We start from the raw sequence: 21439 nt of genomic DNA on the forward strand, positions 1-21439 counted from the left end.
GACGGCGATCATCTCGTCCTGCCAAAAAAAACGGCACGCCTACGCGCACATCGGATCGATGATGCGAGCGATGGTTTTCGTCTCCGGGCGGTTCGCGTTCCTATCTTTCGCCTATACGTCTCTGCGAGAATGGCAGCCTGCCGACGCCGCGTACGTGGGTTAGCCCTCACTGCATCCGCGATCGGAATCGCTGTCGCAGTGATCGTCGCCGGAATCCTTGGCAACCGACGTAGAGTCAGGCCGATCCCTCTCGGTGGCGGTTCAAACGCGTGGCGAGCGAGCGAAGTCACCACCGGGCGCGGCACGCCCGCGCCACCGACCACGACACGCAGTTCGGACGAAGTCGCATCGTAGGTCGATCAACGCGAACTCTTCCTGGTCACTCGCTCGTTCGCCGAGCTCGGCTATACGGAAGGGGCACAGCTGTCTGCGGCCCTTCGCAAAGCGGCCGCTGAAGGTCTCGAACCCTGCCCCCGAAAGGGAGCATCGGAAGTCGAGGCGCTCATCCACCAGGAGGGGGCGCACTCCACCAGCTCTTGTTGAGGAAGCAATCACTGCGCGGTGTCCTCCTGGTCTCGAAGCTCGAAGGCTCGGAGGTTGCGGGCCTCCCCACTATCTGGCTATGCCAGCGGCTCCTGAACAACACCGATCCCCGCGGCGCATACCGTTGCGAGGACGGTCATCTGTGGGCGCCCGATGACCGAACCGCGTTCCTCAGAACGGTCTGATTAGCTTCATCGATGCGCACGCCAGCCGCGCGCACAAGATGGTTGGTGCCGGGCTAGGTCTCGCGACCCGCGAACCCAGACGTCGAGCTTCTCGAGCTCCTCGCGGCGGGCGAAGGGCGCGTCGTTCCATGGGCGCCGAGTTGCACGAGTGCGCGCAGCTTCCCGTATATGTCGGCAAGGCGTTACTCCGCGCCGTCCCGCCCCGGTCTCGCTTGAGGCACCCGAGCCTAGCTCGCACCGATTTCGGCGTGCCAACCTCAATGCAGGTCGCGTACCCGGAGGAGCGAGAGCTTGCGATGCGTAAGTCCTGAGCGGACTCGCACCATGCTGCATCCGCCCCGTACGAGTTCATCGCGGATATCAGCGGTCAGGATGAAGGGCTGCACCTGGCGCCAGCCATCGGCCGCGTCGTAGATGTGAGTCACTCGATACTTGCGCATGGTTGCTCCCCTTCCGCAGACCGCCCCTGATCGATGCACGTCGGCGCCCCGCTCCGACGAACGCGACGATACGCCGCTTACGTCGCGGGCACAGGAGGCCTGAGCAAACCCAGGGCTACCACCCGTATCGACTACCGGTCGGGTTGCGCCGGCACTGAGGTTCCGCCACAACCGGGCCGCCCGCGGCATCCGTCTTCCGCGTAGCGTGGCGTGCACCCGACGACCGTGAGGAGCCTCCGTGGACACCACCGTCTTCTTCATCGCCGCATTGCTCGCCGTCGCCGCGATCGCGACGGCCGCCGCGTACGGCCGACGCCGCAGCCGCCGCAAGCGCTGACCGAACGCGCACGTGGCTTTCACCCGGTGACGGCTCTATCCGCCCGGGCAGTCGCAGTCGCTTCCGCTGTAACAGGCGCACCAGCCGGGCGGGAGGTCCGACTCCGCGTCATCCTCATCCTTCCCGCTGATCTCACCCGTCCAGTCGACGGAGTGGTAGCCCTGGCTTGTGCGGAGCACGACGACGAAAGGTATTCCCGCGCCGGTCACCGCTTCGAGCTCGAACGCGTCGTATTCGATCACGAGTGTGGATGAGAGCGCGGGGGCAGGGGCCCGCACCGCAGCGGGCGTCCGAAAGGCGATGCCCACCGACTGGTTGTCGCACATCGCAGACGCCGAGGGAAGGTCGTCCACGGTGTAGGGGTCACCGTTCTCATACATCCCCGCAACTCCCCAGTCAGCCCAGTAGCGTTCGACCATCCCGTATGACGATTCGTCGACCGTGCATCCGGCGGCGGTCAGATGAGCCCGATATCCGGCGATCACCTCCCCCGGGTCGCCGCTCGCAGCCGCAACGAGCCATCGAGAGGAACGCGAGCAGGTCCACGCGCTGAAATCCTGGACCCACCAGTTCCTCTTCCCCGGCGAGCAGACATCCGTGGTCTCCGTGGTCAGCACGACCCCGCCGGCCGCTCGCGAAAGCGCTGCTTCGGCCGCCGCCGCAGCATCCGCACGCTGCGCCACCGTGTACGGGTCGTACTCCTGCGGGTCGACTCGTCCCTGCGAACACGCGGCCATCGCGAGCACGAGGACGACGCACCCGACGGTCGCGACCAACAGGCGGCGCGGCCTTCGCGCCGCGCTCCGTCGCATCACGTTCAATCGGTCACCGCCCGGCTCGAGCGGGCAGTGCCGCGTCTGCCGAAGCAACCCGCGGTCCCCGCGGCGCCACTCTAACGACCGCGGTCAGCGCAGGGCAGGTCATGCATCCAAATGAGTGAAATCGGCGGAGCTCGACCGACGGCCGTCTTCATGACACAACCTCATGGCCAGCATGGCGCGCCGCCCGCGCAGCCGCGTCGTTACCCCGCCCGAGAGACATGTGAGGCATATCGCAAACCACGTGGACCGGCCCCGGCACCCGACCAGCCCTCCTGGTGGTCACCACGAGACCGGGAAACGTCATGCGACGATATGCGGCGCCCTGCCGTCGCGGTTCTCCGAGATCCGGCAGTGCGATGGATGCATATCGATGCGCTCATCTTGCGTGGGTCGTTCGCATGACGCGCACCCAAGCCGACGCAACAGGCAGCGCTTACCGGAAGGGTTCGAAGTGGACAGTACGTCCTGGTTAGGCCAGATCAGCGTCGGCGTCGTGTCAGGCGTCGTAGTGCTGCTCATCCAGCTCGTGATCGAGAGGGTGAAGCGGCCCGCTAACGCGCTGAACCGCACCACAGCTATCACCACGACCGTCACTGTCACGCAGGTCCAGGTGAACGCTTCGGAAGCGATGAGCGGTCGCACACAGCAAAGCCGATCCACCTCGAGCTCATCCTCCGATACATCAGGGCTGATCGTCGGAGCTGCGATAGCCGCGATCATGTCGGCGGTGCTCTTCCTACACCTTCACCCCTATCTGCTCGCCATCACAGTCGGGGCCTCATTGGCCCTGGTGCTCGGAACGGTATACGCGTTGCGGATGACAGTGCGCAACTTCCAGCGGATCCCACGTCAAGCGGTGTTCGCTCTGATCAACACCCTCATCGCTCTTGCGACCGCAGCGGTGGCGTGGATAGGTGTTTACAACACGCGGAAAGGCGCCCTGTCGCTCGCCGAGATCGATGCCGCGACGAAGCAGGCCATCCCGGACGGCGCGGGACCCGAATGGCTGCGTTCGCTCGGGACCGTCGGCGCTCAGGTCGGAGAACTTCTAGAGATCTTCGGCCCGGTCGGGGGCCACTTCCTCGTCTTCCTCCTCTTCGGCGCCGCGTCCGCCGCAGTGCTTGTGTTCTTGGCCGCGACGACCGTCTTCGACTGGCTCGCGTTCCTCCGATTCACACGCGTGAGCGTGCCCAGCCCGTTCCTCGCCAAGCGGGCCCTCTTATTCTCGAATACCTCCTGGGGCAGCCTCGTCGCCGTCGTGATGATGACCGCGATTTCCATTGCTATGTCACAAGGCTGGGCGTTCGACCTGGTGGAGATGTCCACCGGCAGGTCGCCGCAGTGAGCGTCCGGCTCTAGCGGCCGCGGTGCACCAACATGTCCCGCACGCCCCCGCCTGGCCCGCGCCACTTCGGTCACCTCATGAGCGATGAGCGCCGAACTTAGCCCCGGGCGTTATTTGCCTTGGCCGCGCCGCACCTGAGTCGATTCCGAGCACTACATTGATCGAGTGAGCTCCCCTACCCAGGTTCCCCCAGGGTGGTTTCCTGATCCGGGCGACCCGAGTCTGGTGCGTTGGTGGGACGGCACCCGCTGGACCGAGCACGTCACTCAGCGTTACCAGCCAGCGGCCACCGGCGCGCCGGCGGCGCACCAACCCGAGACTCAGACGCAGCCGCAGACGGCGGGCGGCCAAGCGGTGGCGACAGCCCCCAGCGGACGTGAGGTGCGAGCTGCCGCGAAGGCGGACGTGAAGCGTCGCCGCGAGGACGCCGCACGCGAGAAAGAGGCGGAGTACGAGGCAGGTCTTCGCAAACGTCTTGACGACGTCTTGTCCGCCCTGGCAGAGCGCGACATCGTCTCTGCGAGCGGCTTCACGCACCACCTCGAGGCATACGCGGTGGGTCGTCGCGGTCGGAAAGGACTGGAAGCCGCCCGGCAACGGCTTGCATCGGAACGCGCGAAGCTCGATGTCAATTTTGGACGTGCCATCGGCGAAATCTCGAGTGAGGGCTTCTGGGAGCGACTTGGGCGAACCGAGAAGTTCTTCGCCGCGCCCGGGACGGCGGTCGGCGGAACCATCCGCGTCTTCGAGGACCGAATCGAACAAGACGGTAGCGCCCACTGGATCGATGAACACACGCAAGCGCAGGTCTACGTCGACGGCCAGAAGCAGATCACGACTCGTCCCACACTGACCGCGCTCGCACTATTCAGCCCCTTGCCGGGCAGCTCTATCGGGCCGGCGTTGGCGCGACCGAAACAGAAGACGCACGACTTGCGCGTCGCCGAGTTCCAAGTGGTCGGCCCGGATTGGTCTTTCTCGGTCGCGATCTCGCCCGATCGCTCCGGCGTAGCGCGGGCTCTGGCGTCCCGTATCAACGCGATCGCCGACCGCCTAGCCACCCAGAAGATGCAGGAGAGCGCGCTCGAAGTCCCGCCCGCGACCACGTCTGCTCCGAACGATATCGTGGGGCAGATCGAGCGGATCTCCGAGTTGCAACGCAGCGGCACCATCACCGCTGAACAAGCTGACATCCTGAAGAAGCGTTTGATCGAAGGCGTCTGACCCGGAATACTCCGCGATGTCGGGAAAGGCACGCGTGTCGCCCCGTGGGCACGCCGGTGGATGTCGGCAGCCGACGGCGCCACGAGCCAGCCGCCTAGCTGCTGGCGGCTTAGCTATCCCGCGCAAGGTCGTCCGGAATCGTTCGGGAATCGGCGACCCCACCCCTGCCGCGATCGTCGGGGCACCCTTCGCCATACACTCGCATCATGAACGTCTGGGATTTGTTATCGAGTCGTGAATTCGGGCTCTACAGCGGCATCCTCTTCACGGTTCTCGGCGCATTCGCCGGTGTAGTCGCCGCGTGGCTCGCCAAGCAGCACGACTACGCGCACATCGGATCGATGATGCGAGCGATGGTTTTCGTCTCCGCGTGGTTCGCGTTCCTATCGTTCGGCTATACGGCTCTGCGCGAATGGCAGTCAACCGACGCCGCGTACGTGGGACTAGCCCTTACTGCATCGGCGGTCGGAATCACGGTCGCAGTGATTGTCGCCGGTATCCGTGGCAACCGAACAAGAGTCAGACCGATCTCCCTTGGTGTTGATTCAAACGCGTGGCGGGCGCGCGAAGTTGCCACCGGGCGCGGCACGCCCGCGCCACCGACCACGACACACAGTTCGGACGAAGTCGCATCGCAGGTCGATCAACGCGAACTCTTCCTGATCACTCGCTCGTTCGCTGAGCTCGGCTATACGGAAGGGGACCAGCTGTCTGCGGCCCTTCGCAAAGCGGCCGCGGAAGGTCTCGAACCCTGCCCCCCGAAGGGGGTATCGGAAGTCGAGGCGCTCATCCGCGAGGGGGGCGCACTCCACCGGCTCTTGTCGCGGAAGCAGTCACCGCGCGGTGTTCTCCTGGTCTCGAAGCTCGAAGGCTCGGAGTTTGCGGGCCTCCCCGCTACCTGGCTATGCCAGCGGCTCGTGGATGGCACCGATCCCCGCGGCGCATACCGTTGCGAGGACGGTCATCTGTGGGCGCCCGACGATCGAATCGCGTTCCTCAAGAGGTCCGACTAGCCTCGTCGACGCGCACGGTAGCCGCGCACAAGATGGTTGATGCCGAGGCTAGGTCGCGCGGGCCGAGACCCCTCACGCCGAGCTTCTGCAGCTCGTCGGCGTCTCGGGGACGATCGTCATCGCATGTATCGAATCGGCCGACGGGACGAACCCCATCGGTGCCGCGGCCGACGCTCTTCTTCGATTCGCCGGCATCACCTGGAGCAACGCCGGCATGGCGTTCTATCTCACCGGCCGGCGACGACGGCCGCGCTCCGACGATGGTCCCGCCGAGAGCCGGCTTCTCCGAGCGATCGCGATCAAGCTCGCAGAAAGCAAGGCGAACAGGCTCGACGACGGTGTCCTGCGGGACGAGAGCAGGCGCCCTGCGACGCTGCCGTTGAACCGGCTCGCTGTCATCAGTCCGTTCGTCAGCGTCGTGTTCCCCCTCGGGCTGATACTCGCCGCCGCAGCGCGCGAACAGATTGCTACGGTCTCACCGCCGGAAGAGCGCGGCGAAGGGTGGGCGCGAGCCGCGGAGGTGATCTCGTGGGCCGTTGCAAGCCTTCTGCTGATCGTCCCCGCCGTGGCACTCGCGATTTCCACCGCAACGACCACGTGAGTCGGCACTGCCAACCGACCCGTCTCTCGGCTTATCCCTCGATTCGTCATGGAGAAACGACAAATCCAGGAGCTCGCCGTAGAGAAACGGGCTCCGCCCGGGCCGCCCATTCCTCCCCAACCGAGCCGCAAAATTGTTCTCCACAGATGTACGGATATTCGATGACAATGTCTGACCCCCTGGGCAGAATGGGAACATGACATCGAACGGCGAAAGCGCACACGAACCGGATGCCGGCTCGTCGAGCTCGCCGTACGCGGACATCGTCGATCGGGTGTGTCAGGCGGACGGCCTGCTTCACGCGGCGAACATCGCGATGACTCGTGCGCTCGCTGAGGCGGGGCGCAGCGCTCTGCGGCAGGCTGCGCGATCGGGCGAGCGGCCACGCGGCATGGGGTCTGACATGGAGATGCGCTCGATCGCTGCCGAGATCGCCGGAGTGAGGCGGTCGCACGATCGCCGCGCGCAGAGCGAGATCGACCACGCGCTGACCATCGTCGACGACTACCCCGCTGTGTTCGAGGCATGGGAGCAGCAACGCATCACGCGCGACCACGTCGACGTCGTCGTCCGCATGGGATGCGGCCTCGCCGACGACATCCGCGACGACTACGCGCAGCAGGCGATCTCCATCTGCGAGCGCGACATAGCATCGCGAGTACGCGAACCGCTCCGCAACCTCGCCGCCCGGATGGGGTCGGAGTCCTTCGCCGAGCGACACCGCACCGCCGCGGCAAAGCGAGGCGTCTGGGTGACGCACGGCACTGACGGGATGTCCGAACTCGGCGCCACCCTCCCGACGGTCATCGCCGCAGGCATCCACGACCGCCTCACCGCCATGGCGCAGTCCGTTAAAGACGCCCGCGCTACCGCTGCGGCGGCGCCTGCGGATGGTCCGGCAGGGGATGCCGCCGGGGATGAGGGTTCTGCGGTTGAGGGTTCTGCGGCGGCGGATGCTGCTGCGCCCGACGTCCGCACGATGGATCAGCTCCGCGCCGACATCCTCGGCGACCTGCTGCTCGGCGGCGCCCCCGTCGTCGACCCGACCTACGGCAGCGACGCCGCCGGGCCGCTGGGTGCGATCCGGGCGCAGGTCCAGGTGACGCTGACATCCGAGGCAGTGACCGGCGTCGACGATGCCCCCGCCGAACTGGTGGGCGCCTCGCTCATCGACGCCGACACCGCCCGCAAGCTCGCTGGCCGCGCGAGAATCTGGAACCGACTCTTCGTCGACCCGATCACCCGCACGCCGGTGGAGGTCGACACGTACCGGCCGCCCGCGGCGATGAGCAGACTGCTCAAAGCACGAGATCAGCACTGCCGATTCCCCGGATGCCGCAGAGCCGCGATCCGCTGCGAACTCGACCACACCATCGATTACGCCCTGGGTGGCCACACTCACATCTTCAACCTCGCCCACCTCTGCCAACGACACCATTCGATGAAGCAATTCACGAAGTGGGAGGTGAGGCAGGTCGGCGGCGGGGTCCTCGAATGGACCTCACCCCTGGGTCGGGTGTACCGAGAAGACGTACCGATACCGTCAGTGTGTTTCGTTCCCGACACCGGCGGGGCGCCACCACCCATGGCGAGCAGGCACGAGCCACCGCCCTTCTGACACGGGTGGGTCGCTACCTGCGCCTCGGTCAGCTCGAGGAGCATGCGTGACGGGCGGGAAAGCACCTCGCCATCACTTCCCCCTAGCGCTGACCGAACGAATGGGCGGCCGGAGCGATCGATCCGCCCCGTCCACCCGCTGTCACCTGATGACGGCCCCTTACTCGGCCGTCACTCCTGAGTGGGCTTGCCGCCTGCGGGATGCCGTCAGCACCACGGCTCCGATCGCGAGCATGAGGACCGCTGAGCCGGTCACCCACCAGGCGACCGCCGCCACGCCGCCCGTGGCCGCGAGGTCGCTCGAGCTCGGCGTCGACGAGCCACCCGAGACAACCGTTGCCCCGGGATCGCCCGGGTCGGTCACGACGACCTCGGGCGCGGTGAGCGTATTGGTGAGCGTCACCTCGACGACCGTGCCGTCGCCGATCGTCACGGTCGCGGGGCTGAACGCGGGAGCCTCCCACGTCGCACCCTCGATCTCGACGGGTGCGATCTCCGTGAGCGTGACCTGCGCGCCGTAGGGCAGCTGCGGGCTCGTCACGGTCTCACCGGCTCCGACGGTCAGCTCACCCTCCGCAGCTCCGAAGCCGACTCCCTCGGGGTACGCGTAGTGCACGGTGAACTCGGCGCCGTCGGGAACCCGGTCGGCGGCGTTGCCCTCGATCACCTTGTGGATCGAGAACGCGCCCGTGTTCAGGTCGATCAGGTTCGTCAGGGTGATTCGCGCGGTCTCGTCCTGCACGACGGTGAACGTGTTGCCCGGCTCGAAGGTCGGCGCTGCCCACGTTCCTCCCGTGACCTCGACCGGCGCTTCGCTGAGCGTGACCTCGGCACCGGCGGGCGCCGTGACGGTCACGGCATCCTCATCCGCGGCGACCGAAACGGTTCCCGACCCCGCCTCGATGCCCAGCTCGCTGTTCGCGGGCCACGCGTAGTCGACCTCGAACGTGCGGTCGACGACCAGGTCGGCGGCGTCACCGGTGAGCTTCTTCTCGATCGCGAAGACGCCGACGTCGCGGGCGATCACGTTCGTCGCGGTCACCGTCGTGCCGACCGAGTCAGGCCCGATGGTCAACGTCTGGGGCGCGACGGTCGATCCGGTCCACGTGCCGCCGGGAACATCGGTCGGAGCGGTCTCGGCGAAGCTGACCTCCGCCCCCACGGGCAGCGCCGGGAACTCCACGATCGACCCGTCGGCGGGCAGGTCCACGGACGCCGAGCCGGCCGCGATCGCGAGCTGGGGGTTCGCGGGCCACGACGCCGTCAGCTCGAACGCGGTGCCCTCCGGCATCCGCATCCCATCCGGGTTGTCGAGCTGCTTCCGCGCCTGCACGGCCTGCGTCTGCAGCGCCGCAGCGTTCGTGAGCGTGACGTCGAGCGGCGTCGACGAGTGCGTCGCGGTGAAGCTGAACGAGCTGTCGCGGGCGGCTGCCACGGCCTCACCGCCGAGCGTCAGCACGGCCGAGCCGTCGACGTTCGTCGGCCACGGGTCGACCTCGGTCAGCGTCACCGTCGAACCGGCGTCGATCTCGGGACTCGTGTACGACCAGTCGTTCGCGGCGTTCAGCGTGATGGTGCCCGAGGTGGGTGCGGGGATGCCGCCCGGGTACTCGATCGTGTAATCGACCTGGATGCCGTCGGGTGCGATGACCCCCGCGGCGATGTCCCACGCCTTCTGCAGCTGGAAGCGCGCATAGCTCCGGCCGGTCGCCGAGCCGCTGCTGCTGTAACGGGTCGCGGTCGCGGCAGCCTCCTTGACGGCCCCGTCGATCTCGATCGTCGCGTTGTTGTCGTACGAGCCCGGCCCGGACACGCCCTTGCCGCCGTCTTCTGCGATGGTGTCCCAGTTCACCTGGTACACCGATCCGGTCAGCGAGACCGCGTTCTCACCGGCATCCTGGCCGACGCATCCCTCGCCTGCGGTCGTCACGAACTCCACCTGGCGACCGTCGTCGCTGACGGTGTACTGCGAACGGTCGAGGTCGACCCACACGAGCGACGGATCATTCCACTCGCTCACCGCGACGCAGGTCGCGCGCTGCACCCGGGGCGACCCCTCGACGAGGGTGAACGGGTTGCTCTCGTCGAACCGGTCGGTGACGGTGATCGTCTGCCCGGGCGCGAGCGACAGCCCGCCGTCCGCCGACTGGATGCCCTCGCCGCGCGTCGGCACGCCGACCCACCAGTGGACGGTGTCGTTCGCGTTGTCGTACCAGCCGCTCTTCCACGGCCCCCAGACACCGCCGTACTCGCAGTTCTCGGCGCAGAAACGCGAGTCGACGTGCACGGGCGGGGTCGAAACGCCGCCCACCGTGAACGTCGCGCCCGGGAGCGCCTCGGTGTTCCTGACGTCGACCTGCGCCCGGATCTCGAACTCGCCCCGGATGTCGAGCGGGTTCTCGAGCACGTAGTCGTCGTCGATGACGCACTCGACGCGGTTCGCCGTGACGGTGCACGTGCCGTTGCCGATGCTGAACGACGTGCCCTCGCCGATGAGATCGGACGGCAGGTCGAACGCGACACGAAGCGGCGGCGTTGCCGGCGACTCGCTGGCATGCCACGTCACCTTGAGCGTCTGAACCGACTGATCCTGAAAAGTGTCGTTCGCGAACTCGACACTGTCGAGCACCGCCGACGACCCGGCGGCGACAGCCGGTGCGGCGCCGCCCCAGAACCCGATGGCCATCACGACGATCGCGAGCACCGCGCTCGCCATACTCCTGCGGCGCGGACGCGCATCTGCTTCCGTTCGTTGCATGGTTCCTCCCCCGGCCGCGCAGGGGTGTCACCCCGAGCGCATCGTGTCTCACGCCGCCCCAGATCGGCGACGGTTGTTCGGTCGCGCTCGTGGCGACCGAACAACCGTCTCAGCACAGAGACGCGCCAGGGCGTTCAGGAGGAAGGACTTAGTCCTTTCGGTCGCGTTTTCCCTCCCGGACTAATCCCGGTCGTGCCGCTCACGGCAGGCGCGTCGGAGAGCTCGAGTCGAGGATGCCGAGCTCGCGGGCCACATCGCAGGCGGCTCGGCGCGACGTCACCCCGAGCTTGCGGTAGATCGACTGCAGCTGCGCCTTCACCGTCGACGGCGAGACGAAGAGCGCCGCGGCGACATCGCGGGTGTTCCCGTGCTTGTCGACCGCCGCGAGCACGACCTTCTCGCGCTCGGTGAGCTGGACAGCCGGCGGCCGCGCGGCACCGCGAACCCGACCCGGAGTCTTGAGGTAACGCTGCAGCATGAGCGAGTTCCGCTGCGCCGCGAAGTCTCCCAGCGCGACGCGATCGCGGGGCGGCAGCAACGCCACGTGCATCCGTGCGCCGTAACTGTCGGCGGCCAGGGCCGCGGCCCCGAGCCAGGTCCAGGCGCGTTCGTCGTCGCCCATTCGCAGCGCCGCGATCGCCCCCGACGTCTGCACCTCGGCGCGCGAGCGGATGGTGTGCCCGGGCAGCTCGAGCTCGGCCTCGGCCCGCTCGAGGGCGGCGGCGTCGCGGTGCTCGGCCAGCAGCCACATCACGCGCGCGTGAGACAGGTACGGACTGTCGAACGGTTGCGGCTCCAGCACCTCGGCGGCACGGCGGTGATCACCGGCGGCCAGCCACGCCAGCGCGAGGGCGCCGTGCAGCTGCTGGCTGGCGACGTTCGCACCCACCCCGGGCAGGTCTCCGCGGCCGAGCTCCGCCGCCACGCGCTCAGCCTCTGCCGCCGCGAGCCCCTTGCCATGCCAGACGGCGAGGCTCGTCGCGGTGAGCAACGGCCAGCGTTCGGAGTGCGGCGCGTTCGGCGCGAGTTTCAGCTGTTTCGCGGCGCCACGGAAGTCGAGCGCGTCCAAGCTGATCCATGCCTGGGCGAGGACCGCCAGACCTTTGGACGACACCAGTCCGCTCTCGAGCGACCAGGCGGTGCGATCGATGCTCGCCAGCAAGGCACGAGCCCGCTCCGTGTCACCCGCCGAAGCGATCATCGCCGCGGCGACCACTGTCGACGAGTTGCGTGACGCCGGGGTCGAGCACACCGCCGCCGACCGCGTCGCCGCCGTCATCGCTTCGTGCAGACGACCTCCCTGCCAGAGCGACAGACTCAGCTGCCGCAGCATGGCGCCCAGGTGCTCTCTGAAGCGCGAGCGGACATCGGGATCGATCTGGTCGATCAGCTCGACGGCACGCCTGCTCCACGTGATGGGAGTGCACCAGTCGCCGCGCAGGCGCGCGGCGGTCGCGCCCACGCTCAGCCGGGTCGCCTCGTCGAGCGCGGGGGCGAAGTACGTGGGGTACGACGGCGCATCGATCACCATGTCGAAGAGGCGAGCAGCCTCGGGCCACCGCAGCGGATTGGCCGAGAGAGCCAACCCCAGGCCGAACGTGAGCATCGGATGCCACGGCAGAACGTTCTCGGGCACGCGCTCGAGCACCGGCAACAGGCTGTCATCCGGGTAGCTGTCGATGCTCGCTGCGAAGAGGTGAGCCAGCGCGCGGTCAGCGAGCGCCCAATCGGCGCCTTCGACGGCCAGCTCGAGGGCGCAGACGAGGCCCGTGCCACCCTCGAGGATCGACTGCGCCGCCGTCACGCACAACCGCCGGTACCGGTCGTCGTCACGACGAGCGCGCGCACGGAACGCGTCCCTCACGGTCTCGGCATATTGGAACACGCGCCCGCCCGACGCGTAGGGGATCCACCGCCCGAACCCGTCTCTCTCCAGCGCCGTGAGCAGCGCCTCGGCATCCGGATTGCCACTCAGCCGCCGGGCGAGGTCGGCGTCGACGGACCGAACGACGGCGGTGTCGGTCATGAACTCGACGGTGACGGGATCGTGCAGCGACGACTCGATCCGATCGGCCACGACGCCGTTCCACTCGCTCGAATCCAGTCGAGGGATGTGGCCGACCTGCGCGATCGCACTCACCACGGCGCGCACCGTGAGCGCGAATCCGCCGGTGGCTACGACCACCTGATGCGCCACCCGCTCGTCAGTCATCCCCGCCTGCTCACGCATGAGCGTGGTGACCTCGGCAGGCGTGAAGGCCAGCTCGCTGCGCGAGAGCACGCGGGTGATCCCGTCATCGAGAGCGGTGACCGAGAGAGCCGTCTCGCCCCGGGTCGCCACGATGACGCGCAGCATCGGATACATCACGAGGAGGCGCGCGATATCGTCGTCGATCCGCTCGGTCAGGTCGCCGAGCCTCTCGTAGGCGTCGAGCACCAGCACGCCCGGGCGATCCAGCGCGACGAGGCGGCGGGCCACGTCGACCGGGTCAGCGCCCGCCTCGACCAGCTCGCCGGCGCGTGCGACCAGGTCGGCCGACACATGCCCGGTCTTCGCGGCGGCGGTGATGACCCGGTGCCACAGCATCCGTCTGCCGTCGACTTTCTCCGGCACCGACACCCACACGACGGAGTCAGGATGCTCCGTCCGCAAGGTCCAGGTGCGCAGGAGCGTCGTCTTGCCCGCCCCACTCGGTCCTTGGATGACGCACAACCGGACCACGGGCGACTCGAGCACACGTGTCAGCCGAGGCCGATCGGGCACACCGGTGGCCGATTCGATCCCTGCTCCCCCAGCCGAGACCCGATTCATCCCTGCACCTCGATTCGTCACGCCGAAACGACGAGCCTAGGAAATTCACCTTGGAGTATCCGGGCGGCGCAGGTGCCCACGTGAGTGCGACCGGGGTCGAGCGACGTCAGCGCGCGATCGCTCCGGGCGACCAGCCGATCCGGTTGCCCGAGACCTGTCCGCTCTGCACGATCAGTCGCTCGACGAGGGGGATCTGCGCGGTGGGAATGCTCACCCGGCTGCGCAGCATTGCGATGCCGACGAGGGCGATGAACCCCGAGAGCATCTTGTCGATGACCGACGTGAGGATGTTGGCCGAGAACGCTGCGGCGACGACCGGCAGGCCGAGTCCGGCGATCGACGAGGTGACGTTGTCGGAACCGTGACCGGAGTACCCGCCGAACATGAGGACGCCCAGCGGAGCACCCACCAGCGAGCACGCCACCGCCACGAGCAAGGTCAGGTTGACGTAGCGGAAGAGGTCGGCTCCCATGCCGAACCGACGGATGCCGTACCCCCACACGAGCGCTCCGGCGACGTTCACGAGCGCGAAGGGAGCCGCCCCCGGGGCGCCCACGACGAACCCGAACACGTTCGTGCTGAGCCCGACGACGACTCCCGCACCGGGACCGAAGACCATCGCCGCGACCGCGGTGCCGGCCATGTCGAGGTAGATCGGCAAGTGGAGCAGCTGCACCGTCGACATGCCGATGAAGTTGACGATGAGGCAGCCGAACATGATCAGCGCCTGCACCCGCCGAGAGACGAGCGGCTGCGGCGCGGTCAACGAGGGCGGCGGGACGGGTGATTCGCCCGCGGGGCGGGGACGCCGCGGCGGCGAGACCCGGGGCGCCACATCGTCAGGCCGGCGCGCCTGCTGATAGCGGCGGATCCAGCGGTCGGCCTCGTCGGAATCCGCGCCGAGCGCCAGCACGATGTCGCGCAGGAGCCCGATGTCGACCCGGGCCCGGCCCGGCCGGAACGCGTCGTACACCGTGGTGCGCGGGGGCGTGGCGGCCGCCGGGTTGACGCCCCGCTCGACGCGCAGTTGTGCGATGCGACGGACGACTTCGGCGTACGACACCGGCCCGGCGGCATCCTTCAGCGCGAGCAGATCCCGCGCGATCGCGTCGAGAGAATCGGGCTCGCCGAATCGCGTGTCGTCGTCCTGCACGTGCACTCCCCCGCCCTCGAGCGGATGCATGTCGCAAACCGCATACGCGCAGCGGATCCCCTCGCCCCGCGGCGATCACTCTATCGACACCGGCCGCCGGGGTGTTCGGAATTGTTCGCACACGCGCGTTGCAGGCCCGAACGGCACGCGTCGTCGGGCAACCAATGCCAGCGTGAGAGCGACGGCTCGCCGACTGGGGCGCGGGTCGCGATTCGCTCTCGATGAGGATCCATGAAGAAGAGACATCCCTCCCTCGCCGTGGCCTCGGACGTGGCGCAGCCGGTTGGGGAACCGGATGTCGCCGAGCCGGTGGCCGAAGCCGTCGAGGCGGCCGTGTCGGCCGAGGTGGCCTCGCGGGCAGGGCTGTTCACGGCGGCCTCGACCGCGGGTGCCGTCGCGACGCGGGGCGGCGCGCTCCTCGCGGCTGGGGCGCTGGTGATCGCGAGACGACGGACCGTCGGCTGACGCTCCGTACCGAGAGCACGTGCGGGGCACCGACCATGGGGGGCGGTGCCCCGCACGTCTTTTCTGCCCGCGAGGCCGCCTTTCTGCGGCCGTCCATTCCTCTCCAACCGAGCCGCAGAATAGTTCTCCACTGATGTACGGATATTCGATGACAATGTCTGACCCCCTGGGCAGAATGGGAACATGACATCGAATGGCGAAAGCGCACACGAACCGGATGCCGGCTCGTCGAGCTCGCCGTACGCGGGCATCGTCGATCGGGTGTGTCAGGCGGACGATCTGCTGCACGCGGCGAACATCGCGATGACTCGTGCGCTCGCTGAGGCGGGGCGCAGCGCTCTGCGGCAGGCTGCGCGATCGGGCGAGCGGCCACGCGGCATGGGGTCTGACATGGAGATGCGCTCGATCGCTGCCGAGATCGCCGGAGTGAGGCGGTCGCACGATCGCCGCGCGCAGAGCGAGATCGACCACGCGCTGACCATCGTCGACGACTACCCCGCTGTCTTCGAGGCATGGGAGCAGCAACGCATCACGCGCGACCACGTCGACGTCGTCGTCCGCATGGGATGCGGCCTCGCCGACGACATCCGCGACGACTACGCGCGGCAGGCGATCTCCATCTGCGAGCGCGACATCGCATCGCGAGTACGCGAACCGCTCCGCAACCTCGCCGCCCGGATGGGGTCGGAGTCCTTCACCGAACGACACCGCACCGCCGCGGCGAAGCGAGGCGTCTGGGTGACGCACGGCACCGACGGCATGTCCGAGCTCGGCGCCAGCCTGCCGACCGTGATCGCCGCGGGCATCCACGACCGCCTCACCGCCATGGCGCAGTCCGTTAAAGACGCCCGCGCTACCGCCGCGGAGGCGCCTGTGGAGGATTCAGCACCTGACGTCCGCACGATGGATCAGCTCCGTGCCGACATCCTCGGCGACCTGCTGCTCGGCGGCGCCCCCGTCGTCGACCCGACCTACGGCAGCGACGCCGCCGGGCCGCTGGGTGCGATCCGGGCGCAGGTCCAGGTGACGCTGACATCCGAGACAGTGACCGGCATCGACGATGCCCCCGCCGAACTGGTGGGCGCCTCGCTCATCGACGCCGACACCGCCCGCAAGCTCGCTGGCCGCGCGAGAATCTGGAACCGACTCTTCGTCGACCCGATCACCCGCACGCCGGTGGAGGTCGACACGTACCGGCCGCCCGCGGCGATGAGCAGACTGCTCAAAGCACGAGATCAGCACTGCCGATTCCCCGGATGCCGCAGAGCCGCGATCCGCTGCGAACTCGACCACACCATCGACTACGCCCTCGGTGGCCACACCCACATCTACAACCTCGCCCACCTCTGCCAACGACACCACTCCATGAAGCAATTCACGAAGTGGGAGGTGAGGCAGATCGGCGGCGGGGTCCTCGAATGGACCTCACCCCTGGGTCGGGTGTACCGAGAAGACGTACCGATACCGTCAGTGTGTTTCGTTCCCGACACCGGCGGGGCGCTACCACCCGGGGCGGGCAGCGACGAGCCACCGCCCTTCTGAGCCGGCCGGCGCTGGCCGGCGCCGTCACACGCCCCGGATGCGCTCCGCTTCGGCGAGCACGACCGGATCCTCGCATCCGCGCGCGAACCCCGCGATCCGCCGGTCGATGTCGCGCTGCAGGATGACCGCGCCGATGCGCTCCGCCAGCGGCGCGAGCCATGCCGGACGGCAGGCGAAGTTGTAGCGCCACACCGCGACCGAGCGCGAGGGGTCGCCCTCGACCGGACTGAACCGCCACCCGCCGCCCATCCGAGCGAAGAACCACGAGCCTTTCGTCATCTTCATCCCGACGTTCGACGGCGGGTTGTACGAGACGTACTCGCTCTCCATCGCCAGCCCGAACCGCTGCACCGTGTACGTGCGGACGCCCTTCGCCGGCCGATCCGAGCCGATCAGGTGCTGTCGCCGGATGAAAGGGTCCCAGCGCTTCCGCACCTCTCCCTGCGTCTGCGACACAGCGAACGCCACGTCGACGGGCACGGGAACGACGCAACGCGACTCGACGACCGGCATCCGCCCATCGTGGCACGCCCCCGCCGCACAACACGCTCCCGCGACGCATACTAAGAATCATGCGCAACGTCCCCCTCGGTCAGAGCAACATCCAGGTCCCCAACGTCGTCGCGGGCATGATGCGGATCGAGGAGCTCTCCGACGACGACATCCGCGCCCTCTACGACCGGTGCCGCGAGGTCGGCGTCGACTTCTTCGACCACGCCGACCTCTACGGCTCGTCGCGCCACGCGTGCGAGCGACGCTTCACCGAAGCGCTCAAGCTCACGCCATCCGAGCGCGACGAGATCACGCTGCAGACCAAGACCGGCATCGTCGCCGACGACTGGCACTTCGACCACTCGTACGAGCACATCGTGGCCTCCGCCGAGGAGTCGCTCGAAGCGCTCGGCACCGACCGCATCGACGTGCTGCTGCTCCACCGTCCCGATGCTCTCGTCGAGCCCGACGAGGTCGCCCGCGCGTTCGACCACCTCGAATCCTCGGGCAAGGTCCGCGCCTTCGGCGTCTCGAACCACACGCCCCGCCAGATCGATCTGCTGAAGACGGCGGTGACCCAGCCGCTCGTGGCCAACCAGGTGCAGCTGTCGATCACGCACTCGACGATCATCGCCCAGGGGCTTGCGTCGAACATGGCCGGCGAAGACGACTCGATCACCCGTGACGGCGGCGGACTGGTCGATTACTCGCGCATCAACGGCATCACGCTCCAGGCGTGGTCGCCGTTCCAGAAGGGCTTCTTCGACGGCGTCATCTTCGGCGCCGAGGAGTACCCCGAGCTCAACGCCAAGCTCGACGAGCTGGCCGCGAAGTACGGCGTCACCCCGACCGCCATCGCGACCGCGTGGATCACCCGCCACCCCGCCGGGATGCAGGTCGTGCTCGGCACCACGAACCCCCAGCGCGTCGCGGATGCCGCCGAAGGCAGCGACATCCCCCTGACGCGAGGCGAGTGGTACGGGCTGATCCAAGCCGCCGGGCACAAGGTGCCCTGAGCCCGGGAGACCTACTCGCAGCCGATGCCGTCGCCGTCCCGGTCGAGGTGACGCCCGTAACCGGGATCCCCCGTCCGGACGGGGGCGGCGCCGGCGTTCCGGGCCGCCGTGCAGTTGTCGTAGTACGTGAATGCCGGTGCCGCGGGTGCCTGCGCAGCCGGGGCCTGCGCAGCCGGGGCTTGCACCGTCCGGGCGGACAGCTGGCCCTCGAGGTCCGAGATCCGGGCCGCGCGAGCATCGAGCTCGGTCTGCGACGCCGTCGCCGCGGTCTGCATCTCGGTCACCTGAGCGGTGGTGGTCTCGAGCGCCGCGGTCGCCGTTGCGAGGTCGTCGAGCGCCTCATCCAGATCCGCGCGGGCGTCGGTCAGCGCCGTGTCGTTCTCGACAGCCACCGTCTCGGCGTCGGCGACATCCGTCTCGAGCGAGGCCACCTGGTCCTTCAGCGACGTCACTTCGGACTGCGCACCCGCGCCTCCGGCGCCACCGCCGAGCAGCAACCCGGCCACGAGCGCCGACCCGGACGTGATCAGCGCCGCCTTGCGCGACATCGGACGCGCCAGGAACGACGGCTTACCATCGGCGCGCAGGCTCGATCCGGCCATGTTCTCTTCTCCCCCATCGCCGCGCCCCCGCGCGGCCCCGCCGTCATCATCGCGGGACGCGCGTCGCCGCGCCACGCACGCGCGTACGAGCGTCGCAATACGGACCGCCCGCGCGCGTTCCGATCCGGTCAGGTGCCGCAGAACGTCTGGTAGCCGGCCGCGAAGTCCGGACCAGCCGGCTCGGCATACCGCTCCGCGCCCGAGCGCGCCGTGAACGGCGTCGACAGGACGGTGGTGAGCCAGCCGAGCGGCTCGAGGTTTCCGGCGGTCGCTGCGGCGAGCGCTTCCTCGACGAGGTGGTTGCGCGGCACGTAGATCGGGTTCGCGGCATCCATCACCTCGGCGTCGGGCGCGTGCGCACGCCACCGATCCAGCCAGCCGGTCAGCGCCGGATCCCCGCCGAGCGCCGCCTCGAGACCGGCGGCGTCGCCCCGCGCGGCAGCAGACAGCGACCGGAACGTCGAGGTGTAGTCCGCGCGCTTGCGCTCGAGCATCTCGTGGAAGTCGCCGGCGAGCGCCTCGACCTGCTCGTCGGAGACTCGCGCATCGGCGAGCCCGAGCTTGCGCCGCATGCCCGCCGCCCGGGCCTCGGCGAACCGGGGGCGGAACTCCGCCAGCACGCCCTGCGCCAGCTCGACCGCGCGTTCGAGCTCGTCGTCGAACAGCGGCAGCATCGCCTCGGCGAGCCGCGCGAGGTTCCACTCGGCGATGTACGGCTGATTGCCGTAGGCGTAACGCCCGCCGGTGTCGATCGAGCTGTACACGGTCGCCGGGTCGTACGCATCCAGGAAGGCACACGGGCCGTAGTCGATCGTCTCGCCCGACAGCGTCATGTTGTCGGTGTTCATCACGCCGTGGATGAAGCCGACCAGCATCCAGCGGGCGACGAGGTCGGCCTGCGCCGCCACGACCGCGCGGAACAGTCCGAGCGCAGGCACGTCCTCGTCCGCCGCCTCGGGGTGGTGCCGCGCGATGGCGTAGTCGACGACCGCGCGCAGCACGGTGATGTCGCCCGTCCCCCGAGCGAACTCGACGCTGCCCACCCGCAGATGGCTCGACGCCGTCCGCACGAGCAGCGCTCCCGGCAGCGCCGCCTCACGCAGCACCTCGCGCCCCGTCGAGACGACCGCGAGCGACCGGGTCGTCGGGATGCCGAGGGCGTGCATCGCCTCGCTCATGACGTACTCGCGCAGCATGGGCCTGACGGCCGCGAGCCCGTCGCCGGCCCGCGCGAACGGCGTCGGCCCGGAGCCTTTCAGGTGGATGTCGCGCAGCGATCCGTCCGGCGCGGTCAGCTCGCCCAGCAGCAGCGCCCGACCATCACCGAGCCGCGGCGAGAAACCGCCGAACTGGTGACCGGCGTAACCCTGGGCGACCGGCTGCGCGCCCTCCGGCAGCGCGGCACCCACGAGAAGGTCGACCCCCGCGGGGCTGCGCAGGAACCCGGCGTCCAGCCCGAGCTCGTCGGCGAGCGCCTCGTTGAGCACGAGCAGCCGCGGCGCGGGCGCCGGATCCGCCGACCACGGCCGCGCGAGCGCGGGCAGCGCGTCAGCGAAGTCGTGCGACAGCGAGAGCGTGACGGGAGGCATGAATCGAGGCTACGCGCGGTGCGCCGCACCGGGGCCGCAGGTTTGACAGAGTGGAGTGATGGCGATCGAAACGACCGACCACTCCGCCCCGATCCACGACCTGTTCCGCACGGTGGCCGAAGACCGCCGCCGCCTGGCCCAACGTTTCCGCAGAGCTTCGCCGGCCGCCTCGCTCGCGCAATCGGTCTGCTTCGCCCTGATCATCGCCGTACCCGCCCTCGGCGTCGGCATCCCGACGATCGTCGCCTTCGTCGTGGTCGTCGGCGCGCTCGTCGGTGTCGAGATGTTCTTCCGCCGCCGCCTCGGCATGGCGATCGACCTGCCGGCGGGATGGCGCAGCTGGGCCGTGGGCTTCGCTCTCGCGGTCGTCGTCCTCGGGCTCGCCGTCACCTCGATGGCCCTCGCGGTGATCGGGCAGGGCGGCTGGATCGCGCTGACGGCCGGCGCCGGTCTCGTCGTCTCGTTCCTGGGTGTGACCGCCTACGACCGCACCTTCGCCGCCGACGTCGTCCGCCCGTTCGCCCGCGCTCCGCGCTCTGCGGCCCCATTCGCCGACGCCCAGCGCTTCCGGCTGAGCGCCGCCCTCCGCCCGGTCACGTCGGCGCGCGTCGACGTCCTGGCAGAGAGCCTCGGGCACGGGAACGGCGAGCAGCCAAGCGTGCAGGGGCACCTGAGCGCGCTGGAACGCGAGGGGCTCGTCAGCATCACGCATGCGGATGCCGCACCCTCCGCCTCGCTGACGAAGGCGGGCCGACGCGAGTTCGACTGCCGGCTCGCGGCCGGCTTCCGCGGCGAGGCTGGCGAAACCGGCGCGTAACGCACCGACACCGGCAGGAAACGCTGTCCTGCCAAGCTCGGCACATCCCCCGAGGACCGTGGGCTCG

17 protein-coding genes are annotated in these 21439 nt (G+C 68.8%); 9 read left to right on the forward strand and 8 right to left on the reverse strand.

From position 1 onward, the window contains the following. Positions 1 to 985: 985 nt before the first annotated feature. Together O1W71_RS11940 and O1W71_RS11945 are read right to left on the reverse strand one after the other, a co-directional pair. Positions 986 to 1168 (reverse strand): hypothetical protein, encoded by a 183-nt coding sequence (locus O1W71_RS11940; RefSeq protein WP_269268088.1) that lies wholly within the window; start codon positions 1166 to 1168, stop codon positions 986 to 988. 372 nt (positions 1169 to 1540) lie between these two features. Then, complete coding sequence (locus tag O1W71_RS11945; RefSeq protein ID WP_269268089.1) at positions 1541 to 2320, reverse strand: hypothetical protein; 780 nt, start codon at positions 2318 to 2320, stop codon at positions 1541 to 1543. 457 nt (positions 2321 to 2777) lie between these two features. Between O1W71_RS11945 and O1W71_RS11950 the strand changes: the two genes are divergently transcribed. The 5 genes from O1W71_RS11950 (at position 2778) to O1W71_RS11970 (ending at position 8127) form a co-directional block, all read left to right on the forward strand. Continuing rightward, on the forward strand, positions 2778 to 3671 hold the full coding sequence (locus O1W71_RS11950; RefSeq protein WP_269268091.1) for a hypothetical protein: 894 nt from the start codon (positions 2778 to 2780) through the stop codon (positions 3669 to 3671). Positions 3672 to 3836: 165 nt separating this feature from the next. After that, positions 3837 to 4895 carry a DUF2510 domain-containing protein gene (locus O1W71_RS11955; RefSeq protein ID WP_269268092.1) on the forward strand — a complete coding sequence of 353 codons (1059 nt, stop codon included), beginning with the start codon at positions 3837 to 3839 and terminating at the stop codon, positions 4893 to 4895. A 206-nt stretch (positions 4896 to 5101) separates the two neighbouring features. After that, positions 5102 to 5908: a hypothetical protein gene (locus O1W71_RS11960; protein WP_269268093.1), complete on the forward strand. Its 807-nt coding sequence runs from the start codon at positions 5102 to 5104 to the stop codon at positions 5906 to 5908. Between the two features lie 214 nt (positions 5909 to 6122). Continuing rightward, complete coding sequence (locus O1W71_RS11965) at positions 6123 to 6509, forward strand: hypothetical protein (RefSeq protein WP_269268094.1); 387 nt, start codon at positions 6123 to 6125, stop codon at positions 6507 to 6509. Positions 6510 to 6705: 196 nt separating this feature from the next. Then, complete coding sequence (locus tag O1W71_RS11970) at positions 6706 to 8127, forward strand: HNH endonuclease signature motif containing protein (RefSeq protein ID WP_269268095.1); 1422 nt, start codon at positions 6706 to 6708, stop codon at positions 8125 to 8127. A 159-nt stretch (positions 8128 to 8286) separates the two neighbouring features. Here O1W71_RS11970 and O1W71_RS11975 read toward each other — a convergent pair whose 3' ends face one another. The 3 genes from O1W71_RS11975 to O1W71_RS11985 form a co-directional block, all read right to left on the reverse strand. Next, positions 8287 to 10884 (reverse strand): DUF5979 domain-containing protein, encoded by a 2598-nt coding sequence (locus O1W71_RS11975; protein ID WP_269268096.1) that lies wholly within the window; start codon positions 10882 to 10884, stop codon positions 8287 to 8289. A gap of 199 nt (positions 10885 to 11083) precedes the next feature. Continuing rightward, positions 11084 to 13696: a LuxR C-terminal-related transcriptional regulator gene (locus O1W71_RS11980; RefSeq protein ID WP_269268097.1), complete on the reverse strand. Its 2613-nt coding sequence runs from the start codon at positions 13694 to 13696 to the stop codon at positions 11084 to 11086. Positions 13697 to 13802: 106 nt separating this feature from the next. Then, positions 13803 to 14879 (reverse strand): ECF transporter S component, encoded by a 1077-nt coding sequence (locus O1W71_RS11985; RefSeq protein ID WP_269268098.1) that lies wholly within the window; start codon positions 14877 to 14879, stop codon positions 13803 to 13805. Positions 14880 to 15080: 201 nt separating this feature from the next. Between O1W71_RS11985 and O1W71_RS11990 the strand changes: the two genes are divergently transcribed. After that, entirely contained in the window at positions 15081 to 15314 is a 234-nt protein-coding gene (locus tag O1W71_RS11990) for a hypothetical protein (RefSeq protein ID WP_269268099.1), read from the forward strand. A 183-nt stretch (positions 15315 to 15497) separates the two neighbouring features. Further along, positions 15498 to 16856, forward strand: coding sequence for an HNH endonuclease signature motif containing protein (locus O1W71_RS11995; protein WP_269268100.1), 1359 nt, complete (start codon positions 15498 to 15500; stop codon positions 16854 to 16856). Positions 16857 to 16880: 24 nt separating this feature from the next. Here O1W71_RS11995 and O1W71_RS12000 read toward each other — a convergent pair whose 3' ends face one another. Continuing rightward, positions 16881 to 17369 carry an SRPBCC family protein gene (locus tag O1W71_RS12000; protein ID WP_269268101.1) on the reverse strand — a complete coding sequence of 163 codons (489 nt, stop codon included), beginning with the start codon at positions 17367 to 17369 and terminating at the stop codon, positions 16881 to 16883. 59 nt (positions 17370 to 17428) lie between these two features. Between O1W71_RS12000 and O1W71_RS12005 the strand changes: the two genes are divergently transcribed. Continuing rightward, positions 17429 to 18364: an aldo/keto reductase gene (locus tag O1W71_RS12005; protein ID WP_269268102.1), complete on the forward strand. Its 936-nt coding sequence runs from the start codon at positions 17429 to 17431 to the stop codon at positions 18362 to 18364. Between the two features lie 11 nt (positions 18365 to 18375). On the opposite strand, the gene O1W71_RS12010 is transcribed toward O1W71_RS12005, so the two are convergent. Further along, entirely contained in the window at positions 18376 to 18966 is a 591-nt protein-coding gene (locus O1W71_RS12010) for an excalibur calcium-binding domain-containing protein (RefSeq protein WP_269268103.1), read from the reverse strand. 128 nt (positions 18967 to 19094) lie between these two features. After that, positions 19095 to 20555, reverse strand: a complete 1461-nt coding sequence (locus O1W71_RS12015) for a protein adenylyltransferase SelO (protein WP_269268104.1) — start codon at positions 20553 to 20555, stop codon at positions 19095 to 19097. 58 nt (positions 20556 to 20613) lie between these two features. Here O1W71_RS12015 and O1W71_RS12020 point away from each other — a divergent pair, with 58 nt between their 5' ends. Further along, complete coding sequence (locus O1W71_RS12020; protein WP_269268105.1) at positions 20614 to 21372, forward strand: hypothetical protein; 759 nt, start codon at positions 20614 to 20616, stop codon at positions 21370 to 21372. The last annotated feature ends 67 nt before the right edge of the window (positions 21373 to 21439 follow it).

It is taken from the genome of Microbacterium sp. H37-C3, from assembly GCF_027157935.1.
Classification (GTDB): Bacteria; Actinomycetota; Actinomycetes; order Actinomycetales; family Microbacteriaceae; genus Microbacterium; species Microbacterium plantarum.

Excerpts from the sequence above, each read along its gene's own strand:
- O1W71_RS11970 (WP_269268095.1), top strand. The coding sequence starts at position 6,706 with ATGACATCGAACGGCGAAAGCGCACACGAACCGGATGCCGGCTCGTCG.
- O1W71_RS11965 (WP_269268094.1), top strand. The coding sequence starts at position 6,123 with ATGGCGTTCTATCTCACCGGCCGGCGACGACGGCCGCGCTCCGACGAT.
- O1W71_RS11990 (WP_269268099.1), top strand. The coding sequence starts at position 15,081 with ATGAAGAAGAGACATCCCTCCCTCGCCGTGGCCTCGGACGTGGCGCAG.
- O1W71_RS11940 (WP_269268088.1), bottom strand. The coding sequence starts at position 1,168 with ATGCGCAAGTATCGAGTGACTCACATCTACGACGCGGCCGATGGCTGG.
- O1W71_RS11995 (WP_269268100.1), top strand. The coding sequence starts at position 15,498 with ATGACATCGAATGGCGAAAGCGCACACGAACCGGATGCCGGCTCGTCG.
- O1W71_RS12015 (WP_269268104.1), bottom strand. The coding sequence starts at position 20,555 with ATGCCTCCCGTCACGCTCTCGCTGTCGCACGACTTCGCTGACGCGCTG.
- O1W71_RS12020 (WP_269268105.1), top strand. The coding sequence starts at position 20,614 with ATGGCGATCGAAACGACCGACCACTCCGCCCCGATCCACGACCTGTTC.
- O1W71_RS11980 (WP_269268097.1), bottom strand. The coding sequence starts at position 13,696 with ATGAATCGGGTCTCGGCTGGGGGAGCAGGGATCGAATCGGCCACCGGT.
- O1W71_RS12010 (WP_269268103.1), bottom strand. The coding sequence starts at position 18,966 with ATGGCCGGATCGAGCCTGCGCGCCGATGGTAAGCCGTCGTTCCTGGCG.
- O1W71_RS11960 (WP_269268093.1), top strand. The coding sequence starts at position 5,102 with ATGAACGTCTGGGATTTGTTATCGAGTCGTGAATTCGGGCTCTACAGC.
- O1W71_RS12000 (WP_269268101.1), bottom strand. The coding sequence starts at position 17,369 with ATGCCGGTCGTCGAGTCGCGTTGCGTCGTTCCCGTGCCCGTCGACGTG.
- O1W71_RS11975 (WP_269268096.1), bottom strand. The coding sequence starts at position 10,884 with ATGCAACGAACGGAAGCAGATGCGCGTCCGCGCCGCAGGAGTATGGCG.
- O1W71_RS11985 (WP_269268098.1), bottom strand. The coding sequence starts at position 14,879 with ATGCATCCGCTCGAGGGCGGGGGAGTGCACGTGCAGGACGACGACACG.
- O1W71_RS12005 (WP_269268102.1), top strand. The coding sequence starts at position 17,429 with ATGCGCAACGTCCCCCTCGGTCAGAGCAACATCCAGGTCCCCAACGTC.